The sequence below is a fragment of the Acidiphilium sp. C61 genome (assembly GCF_905116885.1).
Classification (GTDB): domain Bacteria; phylum Pseudomonadota; class Alphaproteobacteria; order Acetobacterales; family Acetobacteraceae; genus Acidiphilium.
Genome location: NZ_CAJHNI010000005.1, coordinates 847,374 through 864,141 on the forward strand (window position 1 = coordinate 847,374; position 16,768 = coordinate 864,141).

13 protein-coding genes are annotated in these 16,768 nt (G+C 70.0%); 9 read left to right on the forward strand and 4 right to left on the reverse strand.

The features are described 5' to 3' along the window. Positions 1–3: 3 nt before the first annotated feature. Positions 4–672 carry a Tim44/TimA family putative adaptor protein gene (locus tag HUW10_RS06820; protein ID WP_174502809.1) on the reverse strand — a complete coding sequence of 223 codons (669 nt, stop codon included), beginning with the start codon at positions 670–672 and terminating at the stop codon, positions 4–6. 131 nt (positions 673–803) lie between these two features. Here HUW10_RS06820 and HUW10_RS06825 point away from each other — a divergent pair, with 131 nt between their 5' ends. From HUW10_RS06825 to HUW10_RS06845, 5 genes are all read left to right on the forward strand, one after another. Continuing rightward, positions 804–1,358 (forward strand): histidine phosphatase family protein, encoded by a 555-nt coding sequence (locus tag HUW10_RS06825; protein WP_174502810.1) that lies wholly within the window; start codon positions 804–806, stop codon positions 1,356–1,358. A 128-nt stretch (positions 1,359–1,486) separates the two neighbouring features. Further along, positions 1,487–2,893: an efflux transporter outer membrane subunit gene (locus tag HUW10_RS06830; protein WP_174502811.1), complete on the forward strand. Its 1,407-nt coding sequence runs from the start codon at positions 1,487–1,489 to the stop codon at positions 2,891–2,893. A 2-nt stretch (positions 2,894–2,895) separates the two neighbouring features. Further along, positions 2,896–4,056 (forward strand): efflux RND transporter periplasmic adaptor subunit, encoded by a 1,161-nt coding sequence (locus tag HUW10_RS06835; protein ID WP_174502812.1) that lies wholly within the window; start codon positions 2,896–2,898, stop codon positions 4,054–4,056. Then, positions 4,053–7,250 (forward strand): efflux RND transporter permease subunit, encoded by a 3,198-nt coding sequence (locus tag HUW10_RS06840; RefSeq protein ID WP_174502813.1) that lies wholly within the window; start codon positions 4,053–4,055, stop codon positions 7,248–7,250. The genes HUW10_RS06835 and HUW10_RS06840 overlap by 4 nt, the downstream gene beginning before the upstream one ends. A 3-nt stretch (positions 7,251–7,253) precedes the next feature. Further along, positions 7,254–10,346 (forward strand): efflux RND transporter permease subunit, encoded by a 3,093-nt coding sequence (locus tag HUW10_RS06845; protein ID WP_174502814.1) that lies wholly within the window; start codon positions 7,254–7,256, stop codon positions 10,344–10,346. Positions 10,347–10,353: 7 nt separating this feature from the next. Here the strand turns inward: HUW10_RS06845 and tsaD are convergent, their stop codons facing one another. Continuing rightward, complete coding sequence (tsaD, locus tag HUW10_RS06850) at positions 10,354–11,445, reverse strand: tRNA (adenosine(37)-N6)-threonylcarbamoyltransferase complex transferase subunit TsaD (RefSeq protein ID WP_174502815.1); 1,092 nt, start codon at positions 11,443–11,445, stop codon at positions 10,354–10,356. A 23-nt stretch (positions 11,446–11,468) separates the two neighbouring features. Between tsaD and hemC the strand changes: the two genes are divergently transcribed. Genes hemC through HUW10_RS06870 form a run of 4 tightly spaced genes read left to right on the forward strand, consistent with a single transcriptional unit; the run spans position 11,469 to position 15,310 of the window. Continuing rightward, positions 11,469–12,470 (forward strand): hydroxymethylbilane synthase, encoded by a 1,002-nt coding sequence (gene hemC, locus HUW10_RS06855; RefSeq protein ID WP_174502816.1) that lies wholly within the window; start codon positions 11,469–11,471, stop codon positions 12,468–12,470. Further along, positions 12,463–13,176 carry a uroporphyrinogen-III synthase gene (locus tag HUW10_RS06860; RefSeq protein ID WP_174502817.1) on the forward strand — a complete coding sequence of 238 codons (714 nt, stop codon included), beginning with the start codon at positions 12,463–12,465 and terminating at the stop codon, positions 13,174–13,176. The genes hemC and HUW10_RS06860 overlap by 8 nt, the downstream gene beginning before the upstream one ends. Beyond that, entirely contained in the window at positions 13,173–14,126 is a 954-nt protein-coding gene (locus tag HUW10_RS06865) for a COG4223 family protein (protein ID WP_174502818.1), read from the forward strand. Before HUW10_RS06860 ends, HUW10_RS06865 begins: the two co-directional genes overlap by 4 nt. After that, positions 14,126–15,310 (forward strand): heme biosynthesis HemY N-terminal domain-containing protein, encoded by a 1,185-nt coding sequence (locus tag HUW10_RS06870; protein ID WP_174502819.1) that lies wholly within the window; start codon positions 14,126–14,128, stop codon positions 15,308–15,310. Before HUW10_RS06865 ends, HUW10_RS06870 begins: the two co-directional genes overlap by 1 nt. Here HUW10_RS06870 and HUW10_RS06875 read toward each other — a convergent pair. After that, positions 15,270–16,430 carry an acyltransferase gene (locus tag HUW10_RS06875; protein WP_236656262.1) on the reverse strand — a complete coding sequence of 387 codons (1,161 nt, stop codon included), beginning with the start codon at positions 16,428–16,430 and terminating at the stop codon, positions 15,270–15,272. The two genes, HUW10_RS06870 and HUW10_RS06875, sit on opposite strands and share 41 nt — an antisense overlap. Positions 16,431–16,510: 80 nt before the next feature. After that, the gene (locus HUW10_RS06880) at positions 16,511–16,765 is read right to left on the reverse strand and encodes a GlsB/YeaQ/YmgE family stress response membrane protein (RefSeq protein WP_174502821.1); all 255 of its coding nucleotides are present in this window, start codon (positions 16,763–16,765) and stop codon (positions 16,511–16,513) included. Positions 16,766–16,768: the final 3 nt, after the last annotated feature.

Consider the following 16,768-nt stretch of genomic DNA (forward strand, 5'->3'; position numbering starts at 1 on the left):
GGTTCAGCCGCTGCGCGCCGCGGCGAGCCGCCATGTCGGGTCGGCGGCGCCGAGCTGCTTCTCGAAGGTCCAGAGATCGATCATCTCGGTCATCGATTCGGTGCCGGCGATCACCTGGCCCTGGCCGTCGCGCGTGAAGTTCTGCTGGTCGGAGACGAAGCGCACGACGATGACCGCCTCGCCGCCGATGATGTCCGCCTCGTCGATCGTGGTCTCGATGACGCGGAGGATTTCGGTGTGCTGGGTTTCGCCGGCCGCGTTGCGCGCGGTGATCGCCTGCTCGAACGTGGCCAGCACGGCCGGCGTCAGCAGCGACCGCAGCACGGCGAGATTGCCGGCGGCGAAGGCAAGCACGACGCGGCGGAAGCTGCCCTCGGCCGTTTCGAGAAAGCGGACCGGATCGAAGCCCCGCTCGGCGGCGGCGATGCGGGCGAGCGCCTGGCCGACGACCGTATGCGAGGCCGGAACCGGACGCGCGGGGCGGGACGGCTCGGCAACGCCGTCGATCACCGGCGGGCCAACGGGGCGCGGCGCGCCGCCGCCGGCGTTGGGCTCGGGCATCGGCGGCCGCTCGAACCCGGTGCGGCGGCCCAGCACGCTGCGCAGGCGCAGCACGAGGAAGCCCGCGACCAGCGCGAGAAGGACGATATCGACGGGGAATCCGGTATGCATGACGACAACGACACCTGTTTATGCGGGCGAGGCCCCTCCCCTCGTGATAGGCCGAGCGCGCCGCGCCCGCAACCGCGGCGGGAGGGAGCGGCGGTTTGCCGAAGCCGCCGGCTCGGGGTATCGACACGCCCATGATCCTGCTTCGTCACGGCCAGAGCGAGTTCAATCTCCATTTCACGGCAACGCGGCAGGACCCGGGAATCGAGGATCCCGGCCTGACGGAGCAGGGGCATGCGCAGGCCGCCGCAGCCGCCGCCGCACTTGCGGCGCGGCCGCTGCGGCGGCTCATCGTCTCGCCCTACACGCGCACCTTGCAGACGGCGGCGCCGATGCTCGCGCAGCGCCGCCTCGATGTGGAGATCTCACCGGATATCCGCGAGCGGTTCCACTTCACCTGCGATATCGGCAGTCCGCCGGATCGCCTCGCCGCGCGGTTTCCGGAGCACGATTTCGCCCATCTGCCGCAGCAATGGTGGCCGGGGCGGACGGAATCCGAAGCCGCCGTGATCGAACGCGCCAACCGCTTCCGCAGCGCGATGGCGGCCCGGCCGGACTGGCGCGAGACCATCGTGGTCAGCCATTGGGCGTTCATCCTCGCACTGACCGGACAGTCACTGACCAACGGCACGTGGATCGAGTATGATCCCGCCTCGCCGCCGCCGTCGTCGCTGACCTGGCGTCCCTGACCGCGGACCGGCGCCGGAGATCTTGAAACGTGCGCTGGACATCCAGATTTCTGCTGCCGGACACACATGCATGCGCCCATGCGGGCGCGGAAAGGCGGCAGGCGCGTGACAGGACGACCGGAGGCTGCATGAGGCTCGCTAGCCTCGCCGCGGCCGCCCTGCTGCCGCTGGGTCTTGCCGGATGCGCCGTCGGCCCGGCCTTTCACCCGCCGAAAACCCCGGTTCCCGCCAGCTTCGCCGCTTCGGCTGAGGCGAAGCCGGCCTGGCCGAAACCGGGATGGTGGCGGCATTTCGGCTCGCCGGAGCTTGACCGGCTGGTGACGGCCGCAAAAGCGCATAACTTCTCGGTGATCGAGGCGATCGACCAGCTCGAGGCGGCGAACGCGCAGGCGCAGATCGCCGGCGCGCCGCTGCTGCCGGCGATCACGGCAAGCAGCAGCGGATCGTTCCAGCAGGCGCAGGCAAGCACCGCGCGCGGGCTGCGGACAGTGGATACGCGCAGCTTCACCGCCACGTTCCAGGCCTCCTACCAGCTCGATTTCTGGGGCAGAAACTACGATGCGCTGCGCGCGGCGCAGGCGAACGCGGCGGCAGCGGAATTCAATGCCGCGACGGTGGCGCTGACCGCCGAGGCCTCGGTCGCCACCGTCTATTTCCAGGTGCTGGCCGATCAGGACCAGCTCGGCATCGCCCAGCGCAATCTCAAGGCCGCCGAAGGCCTGCTCGCGCAGTTGCAGGCGGAATTGCAGGCCGGCATCGTCGATGCGCCGAGCGTGGCGCAGCAGGCAGCGCTGGTCGCCGCCGAGCGGGCGAACATTCCCAACCTCGTCTCGCAGCTGCGCCAGGAAGCGATCGGCCTCGGGATTCTCACCGGGCAGGCGCCCGAGTTCCTCCGCGTTCATGGCGGCTCGCTCGGCGCGCTGCGCGTCCCGGCGCTGGCGCCGGGGCTGCCGGCGGGGCTGCTGACGCGGCGGCCCGACATCGCGGCGGCGCAGGCCACGCTGATCGCCGCCAATGCCAATGTCCGCGGTGCCATCGCCGCGTTTTATCCGTCGATCACGCTGACCGGCTCGGGCGGCTGGCAGAGCAAGGCGCTGAACCTGCTCTTCGCCCCCGGCTCGACCCTGATTTCGGCGGCGACCTCGATCGCCCAGCCGATCTTCGAGGGCGGCGCACTGACCGGGCAGTTGCGGGTAAGCCGCGCGACCTACCGGGAAGACGTCGCGAAATACGAGCAGGCGGTGGTGCAGGCCTTCAGCGATGTCGAGACCGCGATGACCGCGCTGCGCTATGCGACCGAGCAGGAAGCGTTGCAGCGGGTTGCCGTGGCGCGTGCCCGCGCCGCGCTCGACGGGGCGAAGGCGCAGCTCAGGGCCGGCGTGGTCGATATCGGCACGGTGCTGAACGCCGAACAGACCCTGCTATCCGACGAGACGACGCTGGTGACGGGGCGGCTCACCCGGCTCGATGCCGCGGTCAATCTGTACAAGGCGATGGGCGGCGGCTGGACGGCCGGTGCCGGCAAGGATCACTGACAATGGCGAAACGGCGCGGACGGATCATTTTCGGGCTGGCGGCGCTCGCCCTTGCCGGCGCGGTGGCGTATCGGCTTGGGCACCGGGGGAAACCCCAGCACCGCTTTGCCGCGACCGCGATTCCGGTGAAGGTGGCGAAGGCGATGCGGGAGGACGTGCCCGTCTATCTCGATGCGCTCGGCACCGTCGTCGCCTATCACACGGTGACGGTGCAGCCGATGATCACCGGCCCGCTCACCCGCATCCTGTTCACCCAGGGCCAGTTCGTGAAGCGGGGCGATGTTCTCGCCGAGATCGACCCGGCGCCCTATCGCGCGGCCCTCGACCAGGCGGAGGCGAAGCTCGCGCAGGACAAGGCGAGCCTTGCCAATGCCGAGATGCAGGCGCGGCAATACGCCTCGCTGGTCAGGCAGAACTACACGTCGAAATTGCAGGCGGCGACGGCGCTGGCCACCGCCGCGGAAGATCGCGCGCTGGTCAAGCAGGACGAGGCCAGCATCGAGACCGACCGGATCAATCTCGGCTATACGCGGATCACCGCGCCGATTTCCGGCCGCACCGGCATATTGCAGGTGAACGCGGGCAATATCATCGGCCCGAATACGGCCGGCGGCATCGTGGTGATCAACACGCTGCAGCCGATTTCGGTGCAGTTCAGCCTGCCGCAGCAGGACCTGCCGCAGATCGTCGCCGCGATGAAGCGCGGCAAGGTCGACCTGCTCGCGACCGCAGAGGGCGACCCGCAGACCGCCACGCTGCTCGACCGCGGCACCCTCGCCGTGCTCGACAACACGGTGAACGCCAGCACCGGCACGCTGACGCTCAAGGGCACGTTCGCCAATCCCGATCTCACGCTCTGGCCCGGCGCTTACGTGAATGTCCGCACGCTGGTGCGGACGATCGCCGGTGCGGTGACGGTGCCGCCGGTCGCGGTGCAGCAGGGGCCCGCGGGCAGTTTCGTGTTTCTCGTGAAACAACCGGCCAAGCAAGGCGGCGCGCTCACCGTGGAGGAGCGGAAGGTGACGCTCGGCGAGCAGACGGCGAACACCGTTGTCATCACCGGCGGGCTTGCCGCCGGCGATGAGGTGGTGACCGAGGGCAATTCGCGCCTCAAGGGCGGCTCGGCGATCCATGTCGTCACGGGTTCCGCCGGCGCGCCGTGAACATCTCCGCCCCGTTCATCGCCCGGCCGGTCGCGACCTCGCTGCTCGCGATCGCATTGCTGCTGATCGGCGCGCTGGGCTATCGGGCGCTGCCGGTCTCCTCGCTGCCGCAGGTCGATTTTCCGACAATCCAGGTGGTGACCAAGCTGCCCGGCGCCTCGCCGGATACCGCCTCGAAACTGCTGACCGCACCGCTCGAACGGCAGTTCGGGCAGATTGCCGGGCTCGCGGCGATGAGCTCGATCTCGAGCCAGGGGACCAGCGCGATCACGCTGCGCTTCGACCTATCGATGCCGATGACGACGGCGGCCCAGGACGTGCAGGCCGCGATCAACGCCGCCTCCGGCACGCTGCCGCCGAACCTGCAATATCCGCCGACCTATTCGGAGGTGAATCCGGCGGATGCACCGATCCTGACGCTGGCGCTGACCTCGCGCACGCTGCCGCTCGATGCGATTGCCGATGCGGCGCAGACCCGCCTCGTGCCCAAGCTCTCGCAGGTGAAGGGGGTGGGCAAGGTGACGGTCGAGGGCGGGCTGACCAAGGCGATCCGCATCGACGTGAACCCTGCACGGCTCGCCGCCTATGGCGTGTCGCTCGAGGATGTGCGCAACGCCATCGCCAATGCCAACCAGTCCGGCGCCAAGGGGGCTCTGGACGGGCATAACCAGGCCTACACGATCGGCGCCAACGACCAGATCACCGTGCCGGCGCAGTATCGCGACCTGATCATCGCCTATCGCAAGGGCGCGCCGGTGAGGCTTTCGGCGGTGGGAACGGTGAGTGCGGGCCTCGAGAACGACCTGCAGAGCGCCAGCTATGACGGCACGCCGGCGGTGGTGCTCGATATCCAGCGCCAGCCGGGGGCGAACATCGTCAGCACGGTCGCGGATGTGCGCACGGCGCTGGCGGGGCTGCGCGCGGCGATGCCGCCGGGGATCGATGTGAAGGTCGTCGCCGACCGGACGGGGACGATCCGCGCCTCGGTGCGCGACGTGCAGATCACGCTGATCACCGCGGCGCTTCTCGTGGTGCTGGTGATCTTCCTGTTCCTGCCCAGTCCGCGCGCGGTGCTGGTGCCGGCGGTGGCGCTGCCGCTCTCGATCGTCGCGACCTTCGCGGTGATGAACGAGCTCGGTTTCCAGCTCGACAATCTCTCGCTGATGGCGCTCACCGTCGCCTCGGGCTTCGTGGTCGACGACGCGATCGTGATGATCGAGAACATCGTCCGCTTCATCGAAGAGGGCGAATCGCCGCTGCGGGCCGCCTATCTCGGCAGCGCGCAGATCGGCTTCACCATCGTCTCGCTCACCGTCTCGCTGGTCGCGGTGTTCATTCCGCTGCTGTTCATGCCCGGCGTGATCGGACGGCTGTTCTCGGAATTCGCGGTGACGCTGTCGATCGCGGTGGTGATTTCGGCGGTGGTGTCGCTCACGCTGACGCCGATGATGAGCGCGCGGCTCCTGCGCGGCGCCGAGGCCGCGCAGCCGGGGCGGATCGCGCGCGCGGCGGAGGCGGCGCTGGCGAGCGTGCGGGAGCGCTACCGCGCCGGCCTCGCCTGGAGCCTGCGGCACCAGCGGCTGATGCTCGCCACTTTCGCCGCGACGGTGGTAGCCACGGGGATCCTGTTCGCGATCATCCCCAAGGCGCTGCTGCCGCAGGAGGATACCGGCGCGATCGTCGCCGTGACGCAGGGCGCGCAGAGCATTTCGCTCGGCGCGATGAGCCGGTTGCAGGATCAGGCGATCCGCGCGATCCGCACCGACCCCGCGGTCGCCGGCGTCACCTCGCAGCTCGGCTCCGGCCTGACCAACCCGACGCCGAATACCGGCCGGCTCGGCATCACGCTCAAGCCGATCGGCCAGCGCGCAGGGATCGGCACGGTGATGGCGCGGTTGCAGGCGCGTCTCGCCGGGATTCCGGGGCTGCACGCCTACATGCAGCCGGTGCAGGACATCACCCTTTCCTCGCGCGTCTCGCCGACGCAATACCAATACACGCTCACCGATGCCGACCAGGCGGAGCTTGACGCCTGGGCGCCGAAGATCCGGGCCGCCCTCGCGGCACTGCCGCAGATCACCGACCTCGCCAGCGACCAGCAGAACCAGGGGCTGGAGACCTATATCGACGTCAACCGCACCGCCGCGGCGCGGCTCGGCATCTCGATGGCGACGATCGAGGCGACGCTCTACGACGCGTTCGGGCAGCGGCAGGTCAGCACGATCTATGCGCAGAATGCGCAGTATCGGGTGGTGCTCGGCGTCGATCCCGCCTATGCGCGCTCGCCGCAGGCGCTCGCCAGCCTCTACGTGCCGACCGGCAGTCTTTCGGCCAGCACCTCGGCAGCATCGCTCGGCCCCGGCGGGTCGGTGAGCGGCACCAGCACCACGAGCACGGGGGCTGCGGGCAGCGCCAGCACGAGTGTCGCAGGCGAGGTGCCGCTGCTGGAGGTGGCAAAGATCGACCAGCGCTACGGCCCGCTCGCGATCACCAGGGAAGACCAGTTCCCCTCGGTCACGCTCAGCTTCAACCTCGCGAAGGGCGCATCGCTCGGCGCCGCCGAGAGTGCGATTCGCGGGGCGGAGCGGACGCTCGGCGTGCCGGATACGGTGAGCGGCCAGTTTTCGGGGGCGGCGGCGGCGTTCGAAACCTCGCTCGCGCAGGAGCCGTGGCTGATTTTCGCCGCCCTCGTCGTCATCTACATCGTGCTCGGCGTGCTCTATGAAAGCACGATCCATCCGGTGACGATCCTGTCCACCCTGCCCTCGGCCGGGATCGGCGCGCTGCTCGCGCTGATGCTGTTCGGCGCGGATTTCACCCTGGTGGCGCTGGTCGGCATCGTGCTGCTGATGGGCATCGTGAAGAAGAACGGCATCATCATGGTCGATTTCGCGATCGAGGCCGAGCGCACGCGGGGGCTGAGCCCGGAAGCGGCGATCACCGAGGCGGCGATCCTGCGGTTCCGCCCGATCATGATGACGACGATGGCGGCCCTGCTCGGCGCCGTGCCGCTGGTGCTTGAGGGCGGCGCCGGCGCCGAGCTGCGCGCGCCGCTCGGCATCACCATCATCGGCGGCCTGCTGGTCAGCCAGCTGCTCACGCTGTTCACGACACCGGTGATCTATCTCGCGATGGACCGGCTGCGGCCGGCGCGGCGGGGAGAGCCGGCGGCGCAACCCGATCCGGCGGACTAGGCGGTGAACGTCTCGGCGATCTTCATCCGGCGGCCGATCGGCACCACGCTGCTCGCCCTCGGCATCCTGATCGCCGGGATCATGTCCTACCTGCGGCTGCCGGTGGCACCGGTGCCGAGCATTCCGATTCCGGCCATCGTCGTCTTCGCATCCGACCCGGGGGCGTCGCCGGCGGTGATGGCGAGCACCGTCGCCGCCCCGCTCGAACACGCGCTCGGCACGATTCCGGGACTGAACGACATCCGCTCGCAGAACTCGGTGGGGTCGACATCGGTTATCGTGCTGTTCAATCCGGGGCCGGATATCAGCGTCTATGCCCATGCGGTGCAGGCCGCGATCAACGCGGCTCTGCCCGACCTGCCCTCCTCGATGCCGCGGCGGCCCTATTACAAGGAATTCAACCCGGCCTCGCGCCCGGTGATGACGCTGGCGCTCACCTCGGAGACGATGAGCCTCGGGCAGATTTACAACGTTGCCGATACGGTGCTGGACCAGCGGCTGGCGCAGGTGCCGGGGGTGGCACAGGTCGGCATCTATGGCGGCGGGTCGCCGGCGGTGCGGATCCGGCTGCATCCGCAGGCGCTGGCCGCCGCCGGGCTGACCAGCGCCGATGTCTACAACGCGGTGCGCAGCGCCAATGCGACCGAGCCGCTCGGCGTGATCGAGGGGCCGCACCGGGCCTGGACGCTCGTGGCCAACGGGCAGATCTCGACCGCCGCGCAATATCGCGACATCGTGCTGAAATCGGCCTCCGGCGCGATTCTGCGCCTGTCCGACGTCGCCTCGGTGATCGACGGCGTCGCCAACACGCAGCTTTCGGCCACGGCCAATGGCAGGCCGGCGATCACCATCGAGATCACCAAGACCGCCGACGCCAATATCATCCGCACGGTGGAGGGGATCCGGAAATTACTGCCGGACATCCGCACCTGGCTACCGCCTTCGGTAAAGCTGTCGATCCTGAACGACCGCACGACGACGATCCGCGCCAGCGTCGCCGACATCCAGATCACGCTGCTGATCACCATCATGCTGGTGCTGGTGGTGGTAACGCTGTTCATGCGGCGGCTGACGCCGACGATCGCCGCCGGCATCACCGTGCCGCTCTCGCTCGCCGGAACCGTGGCGGCGATGTGGGCGCTCGGCTTCACGCTCGACAATTTTTCGCTGCTCGCACTGACCGTCTGCGTCGGCTTCGTGGTCGACGACGCGATCGTGATGATCGAGAACATCGTCACCCAGCACGAGCGCGGGCTCACCGGCATCGAGGCCGCGCTGCTGGGGGCGCGGCAGATCGGCTTCACCGTCGTCTCGATCACCGCCTCGCTCGTGGTCGTGTTCCTGCCGCTGACGCTGATGGGCGGCATCATCGGCGACCTGTTCTACGAATTCGCGATGACGCTCTCGATCGCGATCCTGATTTCGGGCGTCATCTCGCTGACGGTGACGCCGATGATCTGCGGGCGGTTCATGGGGCGGACGCCGAAGGCGGGGCGCGATTCAGGGCCGGCCCGCGCGATCGACCGGCTCTATCGCCGCAGTCTCGATGCGTATGCGCGCAGCCTCGACTGGGCGCTGGCGCATCGCTGGCTGATGCTCGCGAGCTTCGCCCTCACTGTCGCACTCACGGTGTTTCTCTATGTCAGGGTGCCGAAGGCGTTCATTCCCGAGCAGGATTCGGGGCTGATCATCGGCCATACGATCGCACCATCCGACGTGTCGTTCTCGCGGATGAAACGGCTGGAGGGGCGTGTCGTCACGATCATTCTCGCCAATCCGGCGGTCGAGGCGGTCAGCTCGCGCATCGGTGTGGCCAACGGATTTTCCACCGCCAACCGGGGCCACATGTTCATCCAGCTCAAGCCGCTGTCGCAGCGCGGCGCCTCGGCGCAGGTGGTGTTGCGGCAGTTGCAGGCACGGCTGGCGCGCATTCCCGGAATCTCCACCACGATGTTCGTGGGGCAGGACCTGTTTTTCGGCGGCCAGTCGAATGGCGGGGAATACAGTTTCTCGATCGTCGATCCCTCGCTCACCGGGCTTGCCGATGTCACCGCCGAGATCGAGCGGAAACTGCGCACGCTGAAGCAGATCGGCAATGTCTCGACCGACCAGGACAAGGCACAGACCGAGATCACCGTCGCGATCGACCGCAAGGCGGCGGCGCGGCTCGGCGTCTCGATCGCGGCGATCGACGGCGCCTTGCAGAACGCCTTCGCGCAACGCCAGATTTCACGGATCTACGAGGCGCAGAACCAGTATTCCGTGATCCTGAAAGTGCCCGAAGGGCTCGATCGCTCGCCCGTGGACCTGCAGCACGTCTATGTCGCCGGCACGAACGGGCCGGTGCCGCTCGCCGCCGTCGCGCATGACGTGCGGGGCACGGCACCGCTCTCCGTCACCCATCTCGACGGGCTGCCGGCCGGGACGATCAGCTTCAACGTCGCCAAGGGTGCATCGCTCGGCCAGGCGATCGCGGCGGTGAAGCAGGCGATCGCCGAACTGCCGCTGCCGGCCGCGGTGAAGATCAGCTTCGGCGGCAACGCGCGCTATTTCCTGCAATCGCTGAGCACCGAGCCGCTGCTCATTCTCGCCGCTTTGGTCGCGATCTATATCGTGCTCGGCGTGCTCTACGAGAGCCTGGTGCAGCCGCTGACAATCCTCTCGACGCTGCCCTCCGCCGGCGTCGGCGCGCTGCTGGCGCTGCTGCTCACCGGCACGCCGCTCTCGGTCATCGGCATCATCGGCATTTTCCTGCTGATGGGGATCGTCAAGAAGAACGGCATCCTGCTGGTGGATTTCGCGCTGAACGCCGAGCGTGAGCACGGCATGACGCCGGCCGAGGCGATCCGCGCCGCCTGCCTCGAGCGGTTCCGGCCGATCATGATGACGACGCTGGCCGCGGCCCTCGGCGCCCTGCCGCTGGCCTTCGCGGTCGGCACCGGCGAGCAGCTGCGCCGGCCGCTGGGCATCGCGGTGATCGGCGGGCTGATCGTCTGCCAGGCGCTGACGCTCTACACCACACCGGTGATCTATCTCGCGGTCACCGGGTTCGGCCGGCGCCGGGCGCGGCGGCTGGCGACCATGCCGGCGGAATGAGGGCCGGTCAGCCGGCGATCTGCATCTCCCGCGCCTGTTCGAGCGGCCAGCGCGGCCGGCAGCGCGCGCCGAGCGGATCGGCGCCGCCGCCGGCGCGCAGGCGCTCGATCGCCGCCCAGGCGACCATGACCGCATTGTCGGTGCAGAGGCGGAGCGGCGGCGCCGCGAGCGGCAGGCCGGCCTCGGCCGCGACGCTGCCCAGCGCGGCGCGCACTGCCTTGTTGGCGGCGACCCCGCCAGCGACGACGACCGCTGTCGCACCCGGCAGCATGGCGAGGGCATGGCGCAGCCGGTCGGCCAGGGCGGCGACCACCGCGGCCTGGAAGGCGCGGGCGAGATCGGCGGCGAAATCGTGCGGCAATTCGCCCTCCTTCTGGCGGGCGATGAGCTGGGCGACCGCGGTCTTCAGGCCGGAGAAGGAAAAATCGCAACCCGGCCGGCCCAGCATGGGGCGCGGCAGGCTGAACTGCCCGTCCCGCCCCTCGGCGGCGAGGCGTTCCAGCGCGGGGCCGCCGGGATAGGGCAGGCCGAGCAGTTTCGCCACCTTGTCGAACGCCTCGCCGGCGGCATCGTCCAGCGTGGTGCCGAGCCGGCGGTAGCGCCCCACCCCCTCGACCGCGATCAGCGCCGTGTGCCCGCCGGAGACGAGCAGCAGCAGATAGGGGAAATCCGGCCTGGTGCCGCCCGCATCCGGCAGGCGGGCGGTGAGCGCATGGGCCTCGAGATGATTGATCGCGAGGAAGGGCACGTTGGCCGCCAGGGCCATGCCGCGCGCGGTGTTGGCGCCGACGATGAGGCCGCCGATCAGGCCGGGCCCGGCGGTCGCGGCGATCGCGGCAAGGCCGGATGGCGCGGTGCCCGAAGCGGCCAGCGCGCGGCGGATCATGTCCGGCAGGAGGGCTAGATGCGCGCGCGCGGCGATTTCGGGAACCACGCCGCCAAACGGCGCGTGATCGGCGATCTGGCTGGCGACGAATTCGGCGCGGATCCGCCCCGCACCGTCTAGCACGGCGCAGGCGGTCTCGTCGCACGAGCTTTCGATCCCGAGAACGAGCGAGTCGGGGCCGAACCCGGCGAAACTTGCGGCTTTTCTTTCCATCCCGTTCCTTTTAAGCAGAGGAGATGGACCAGGAAAGCTCGTCGGGCGGCAAGGTCGCCCCCCATTCCGGCCGCCGCCTGCCCCTGCGGGTAGGCACGCGGGGATCGCCGCTCGCCGTTCGGCAGACCGACATGTTCCTCGCCGCGCTGCGCGAGATCTGCCCCGCGCTCGGATTCGCGCCGGATGCCTTCGCCCCCGAGATCATCAGCACGACCGGCGACCGGGTGACCGACCGTCCGCTCGCCGAGATCGGCGGCAAGGGATTGTTCGCCAAGGAAATCCACGAGGCGCTGCTGGACGGGCGAATCGATTTCGCAGTGCACAGCCTCAAGGACCTGGAAACCACCCTGCCCGATGGCATCATCCTCGCCTGCACGATGAAGCGCGAGGACGCCCGCGACGCGTTGATCCTCGCCGATGGATTAGGCGCGGCGAAGGTGGGCGACATCTGGGCGAGCCTGCCGAAGGGCGCGCGGGTCGGAACCTCGTCGGTACGGCGGCAGGCGCAGCTGCTGCATGCGCGGCCCGACCTGCAGATCGGCCTGCTGCGCGGCAATGTCCGCACCCGGCTCGACGCGGCGCGCAATGGCACGTTCGATGCAACGCTGCTTGCCCTCGCCGGGCTGCGGCGCCTCGGCTTCGAGGAAGAGGTGAGTGCGGCGGTCGACCCGGAGGCGATGGTGCCGGCGGCCTGCCAGGGAATCGTCGGGATCACGGTTCGCGCGGCGGATACGCGGCTCGCCGAACTGCTCGCCGCGATCGAGAACCACGAGGCGAAGGCGGTTTCCAAGGCGGAGCGGGCGCTGCTCGCCGCACTGGACGGCTCCTGCCGGACGCCGATCGGCGGATATGCGCGGCTGCTGCCGGATGGCAACCTGCATCTGACCGGACTCACCGCGCGACCGGATGGCAGTTTCCTGCTCAAGCGCAGCGAGACGGCGAACGCTGCCGACGCGGTGCGGCTGGGTGCGGAACTCGGCGCCTCGCTGCGGCGCGACAGCCCGTCCGACATCTTTCTTGACTGAGACCGGCGCAACTGGTCCGCTTACCGTATTGGTGACCCGCCCCGAACCCGGCGGCAGCGCCACCGCCGCCGCCCTGCGGGCGGCAGGTCATGTTCCGGTTCTCGCCCCCTGCCTCGAGATCGAGGCGCTGCCGGCGGCGCTGCCGCCGTTGGTGGACGCCATTGTGGTCGCGAGCGCGCAGGCGCTGCCCGGATTGCCGCCAGCCCTGCGCGCCGTGCCGCTATTCGCGGTGGGCGATGCCACCGCCGCGCGGGCGCGCGCCGCCGGGTTCATATCCGTTGCCAGCGCCGCGGGAACGGCGCAGGAACTGGCGGAGCTAGTGGGCGCGCAGCTCGACCCCGGCGCGCGGCTGTTGCTGGCCTGTGGCGCGGGGCACAGCCTGGGCCTCGCCGCCGATCTGCGCCGCCGCGGCTTCCGGGTGACTCGCCGTGTGGTTTACCGCTCGCGCCCGGCCCGAGAGCTCGACACGGCGGCGCGGGCAGCGCTCGAAGCCGGCGAGGTCGACCGGGTGATGGTATTTTCGCCCGCGAGCGCGCGCAGTTTCGCCGCCCTCGTCACCGAGGCCGGGCTCGACCGGGCGCTGGCCGGCGCGATTGGCGTGGCGATCAGCCCGGCGGCGGCAGCCCCGCTCTCCCGCCTTCCATTTCGCGAGATCCGCAGCGCGGTTTCACCCGATCAGGATCACATGTTACCCTTGTTGCCATGAGCGAGCACGACCCGAATCACACCCCGCCCGAGTTCTCCGCCACCGCCGATCCGGCGCCAGCCGCAGCGCCTGAGCCCCAGGCTGCCGAACCAGCGGCAGCACCGGATGCGGCGGCCTCGCCCCGGAACCAGCGCAAGGCCATCGGCCTTGCGGCGGTCGCGATCCTGCTGCTTGCGGGCGGCGAACTCTTCCTGCTTCGCGCCCAGCTCGGCGCGGCGGGGCAATCGGCCCGGATCGACCAGCTCTCGACGCGGATCGGCGCGCTGCGCGGCCGGGTCGCGACGCTTGAGCAGAAACTCGCAAGTGTTGCCGCAGCCGAGAACAAGCCGGCGCCCGCCACACCCGCACCGGCCCTGCCCGCCGATCTCGCGGCACGGATCGGCAAGATCGAGACGAGCATCGCGGCACTCTCGACCACCACCCTCGCCGATCATGCGGCGGTGACGCGGCTGCGCCAGCAGAGCGGCGACCTGCCGGCGCTGGTGACGAAGGCGAAGACCCTCGCGCTGCTCGCGCAGGCGAGCCTGAACCTGCAGAACGGCCTCCCGCTCGGCGAGATTCCCGGCGCGCCCGCGGCGCTTGCCATCTATGCCACGGCGAAGCCGCCGACCCTTGCCGGCCTGAAGGCGAGCTTCGCGACCTATGCCGGGGCAGCTTCCGACGCCGCTGGCGACGCGGCGCAGCAAGGCGGGTTCTGGCAACGGGCGACCGCGCGGGTGGAAAGCCTCGTGACATTGCGGCATGGCGATACGGTTCTGGTCGGCAGCCCGGCCGAGGGCGTTCTGGGCAAGGCGCGGACGGCGCTGGCGCGCGATGATCTCGGTACTGCGGTGAATGACCTCGCGAAGCTGCCGCCGAAAGCTGCGACGGCGATGAAGCCCTGGACGGACGAGGCCGCCGGCCTGCTCGCGGCACGAACGGCGCTGGCCGCGATGGCGGAGAAGGGCTGATGCTGCGCGCCTTCCGCTTCGGCCTCGTCGCGATCGTCCTGCTCGGCGTCGCTTGGTATCTCGCCAGCCTGCAGGGGCATGTCACGGTGGAGATCGGCAGCTATGCCGCCAGCGCGTCGACGCCGGTGGCGATCCTGCTGCTGGTGTTTCTGGTCGCGGTGGCGATCGTGGCGCTGGGCCTGCTACGCGGCGCGCTCGGCCTGCCCCGGCGGGTGGCGGCGAAGCGGAGCCGGGCGCGGCGTGACGCCGCCGACGCCGCCTCGCTACGCGCGCTCGCAGCCCTTGCCGCCGGCGATATCGGCGCGGCCTCCGGTCATGCGCGAACGGCGCGGCGCCACGCGCCCGATGCGCCGCTGCCGCTTTACGTGAGTGCTGAAACGGCACGGCAGAGCGGCGATGCGACGATGGCGGAGGCGCTGTTCGCCGATCTCGCCAGACATGGCGATGCCGGATTTCTCGGCTGGCGCGGCCTGCTGACCGCACGGCCGCTGCCGCAGGACGACGAGGATGGGCTCGCACTTGCCGCCGAGCGGGCGCGCAAGGCCGCCGCGTCCTATCCGAGTTCGGGCTGGCTGCGCGAACAGCGCGTGCGGATCGCGCTGGGACAGGGCCGGTTCGGCGAGGCGGCCCGGCTTGCGACCGATGCGCCGGCGCGCGCGGCGCTGGCCATCATGGCATCGCGCGAGCAAGGCGGCGAGCCGCTCGCGATCGACTGGGCGCGGGAGGCGGTGCGCGCGGCGCCGGAACTCCCGGAAGCTTATCTTGCTTTGTATCAGGCGCGGGCGAAGGCCGGGCAGACGTGGCGGGCCAAGCGGGTCTTGAAGCGCGGATGGCGCCTTGCCCCGCATCCCGATCTTGGCGAGGCGTGGCTCGCGGAGATAAGCGCGCCGCTGGAGCGAGCCGCTGCCGCGGCACGGCTGGCGGCGGTCAATCCGGGACATCCCGAGAGCGAGGCCCTGCTGGCGCGCACCGCCCGCGCAGCGAGGCTGACCGGCGAAGCCGAGCGGCACGAACGGCAGAGCGGCGGCAAGGGTGCCTGGATCTGCAAATCCTGCGAGACCGAGCACGAGGCCTGGCAGCCGACATGCCGCAAATGCGCCGCCATCGGCTCGCTCGGCTGGGTGCGGCACGGCACCGCGGCGCCTACGCCTCCCCTGCTGCCGGCACCGCAACCGGCGGGGTGACCCGTCGCCGCCGGGCCGGCGGGGAGCGCTCGATTCCGTAATGCAGTATTGCGGCGAGGAGAAGCGAGCCGATAAGCGTCGCTCCGCCCCAGAGCAGGCCGAACAGGGTGGGATGACCCGCAAGCCGGGGGCCGAGCAGGAGCGCCAGCGCCCGGCCGAGGGGTTCGTTGACCAGATAAAGCGGGTAGGAGACCAGCCCGAGCCACAGGATCGGGCGGGCACCGAGGGCGCGTGCCAGCGGCCGGAGCGGCCGCGAGGCAGGAAAGCGCTGCGCCGCGATCGCCGCCGCCCAGCCGAGCGGCGGCAGGGCTTTCGCCACCCTGCCCCAGCCCGCACCATGCGTGGCGCCGAGCGCCATGGCGACGATCAGGAGGGCTGCGAAAAAACGCCCGGCCCCCTCCCCTGCGCGCCCGCCCTGCCAGAATCGCGCGGCGGCGATGCCGAGGGCGAAATAGACGGCTTCGTTCGGCAGAAACGCCCGGCTGAAACGCCAGGGCAGCGGCACGCAGGAAGCGTAGAGTCTGGCGAGCACCGCCAGCGCAACGAAGCTGAGGGCGAGGCGCACGAGCGCGCGATCGCTGCCGTCGAACCCGCAGGCGAAGATGGCGATCGCAGCGTAGAACTGCCATTCGGTGGAGAGGCTCCAGGCCGGGCCGAGCAGGGCATAGGGCGCATCGGGCAGCGCCGCATGCGGAAGCGCGCCATGCACAAAGGCAAGATGGGCCAGCACTTCGAGACCGGGATGCGGTGGCGGACCCGCGGGCCAGATCGCCCGCGCTGGAGCATGCGGCGCGATCCAGTTCATGGCGCCGTAGGGCGAGCCGGCCGCGAGCATCAGCACCGCGGCGCCGGCCAGCACGACGAGATAGACCGGCAGCAGCCGCCGCGCCCGCGCCGCGAGGAATCGCCGCCGATCTCCGCCGAACCGCGCGAGGGATTGCACAATCACCAGCCCCGACAGGGCAAAGAACAGCTCAACCGCGGCAAGACCGTGACTGGCTAACGCTTGGGCGAGGCGCATGGCAAGCGGCGGCAATGGCAAGAACGGGATCATGTGACCCGCTGTGACATAGATCGCGAGCACGCCGCGCAGACCGTCGAGCCGGACGAGCCTGCCCATTGGCCGGTCTGAGATATGTTCGTTCCGCGCCAGCATGGCGCGGAGGATATAACAACTTCAGATTGTATTGAACAGGAAAATCACAGCCGGCGGCGGCCCAGCAGCGCGTGATAGGCGACCAGCACGATCACCGCGCCGACCACGGAGACGAACAGGCTGTAGAGAAATCCGCCGCCCGGCGCGAAACCGAGGGTGATGAAGATCTGCCCACCGACCAGCGCGCCGACGATGCCGAGCACCATGTCGAGAACCGGGCCCTTGCCGGCGTTGTCGACGATATGGCTCGCGATCCAGCCGGCGATCAGGCCGAGAATGATGAAGCCGATCAGATGCATGGG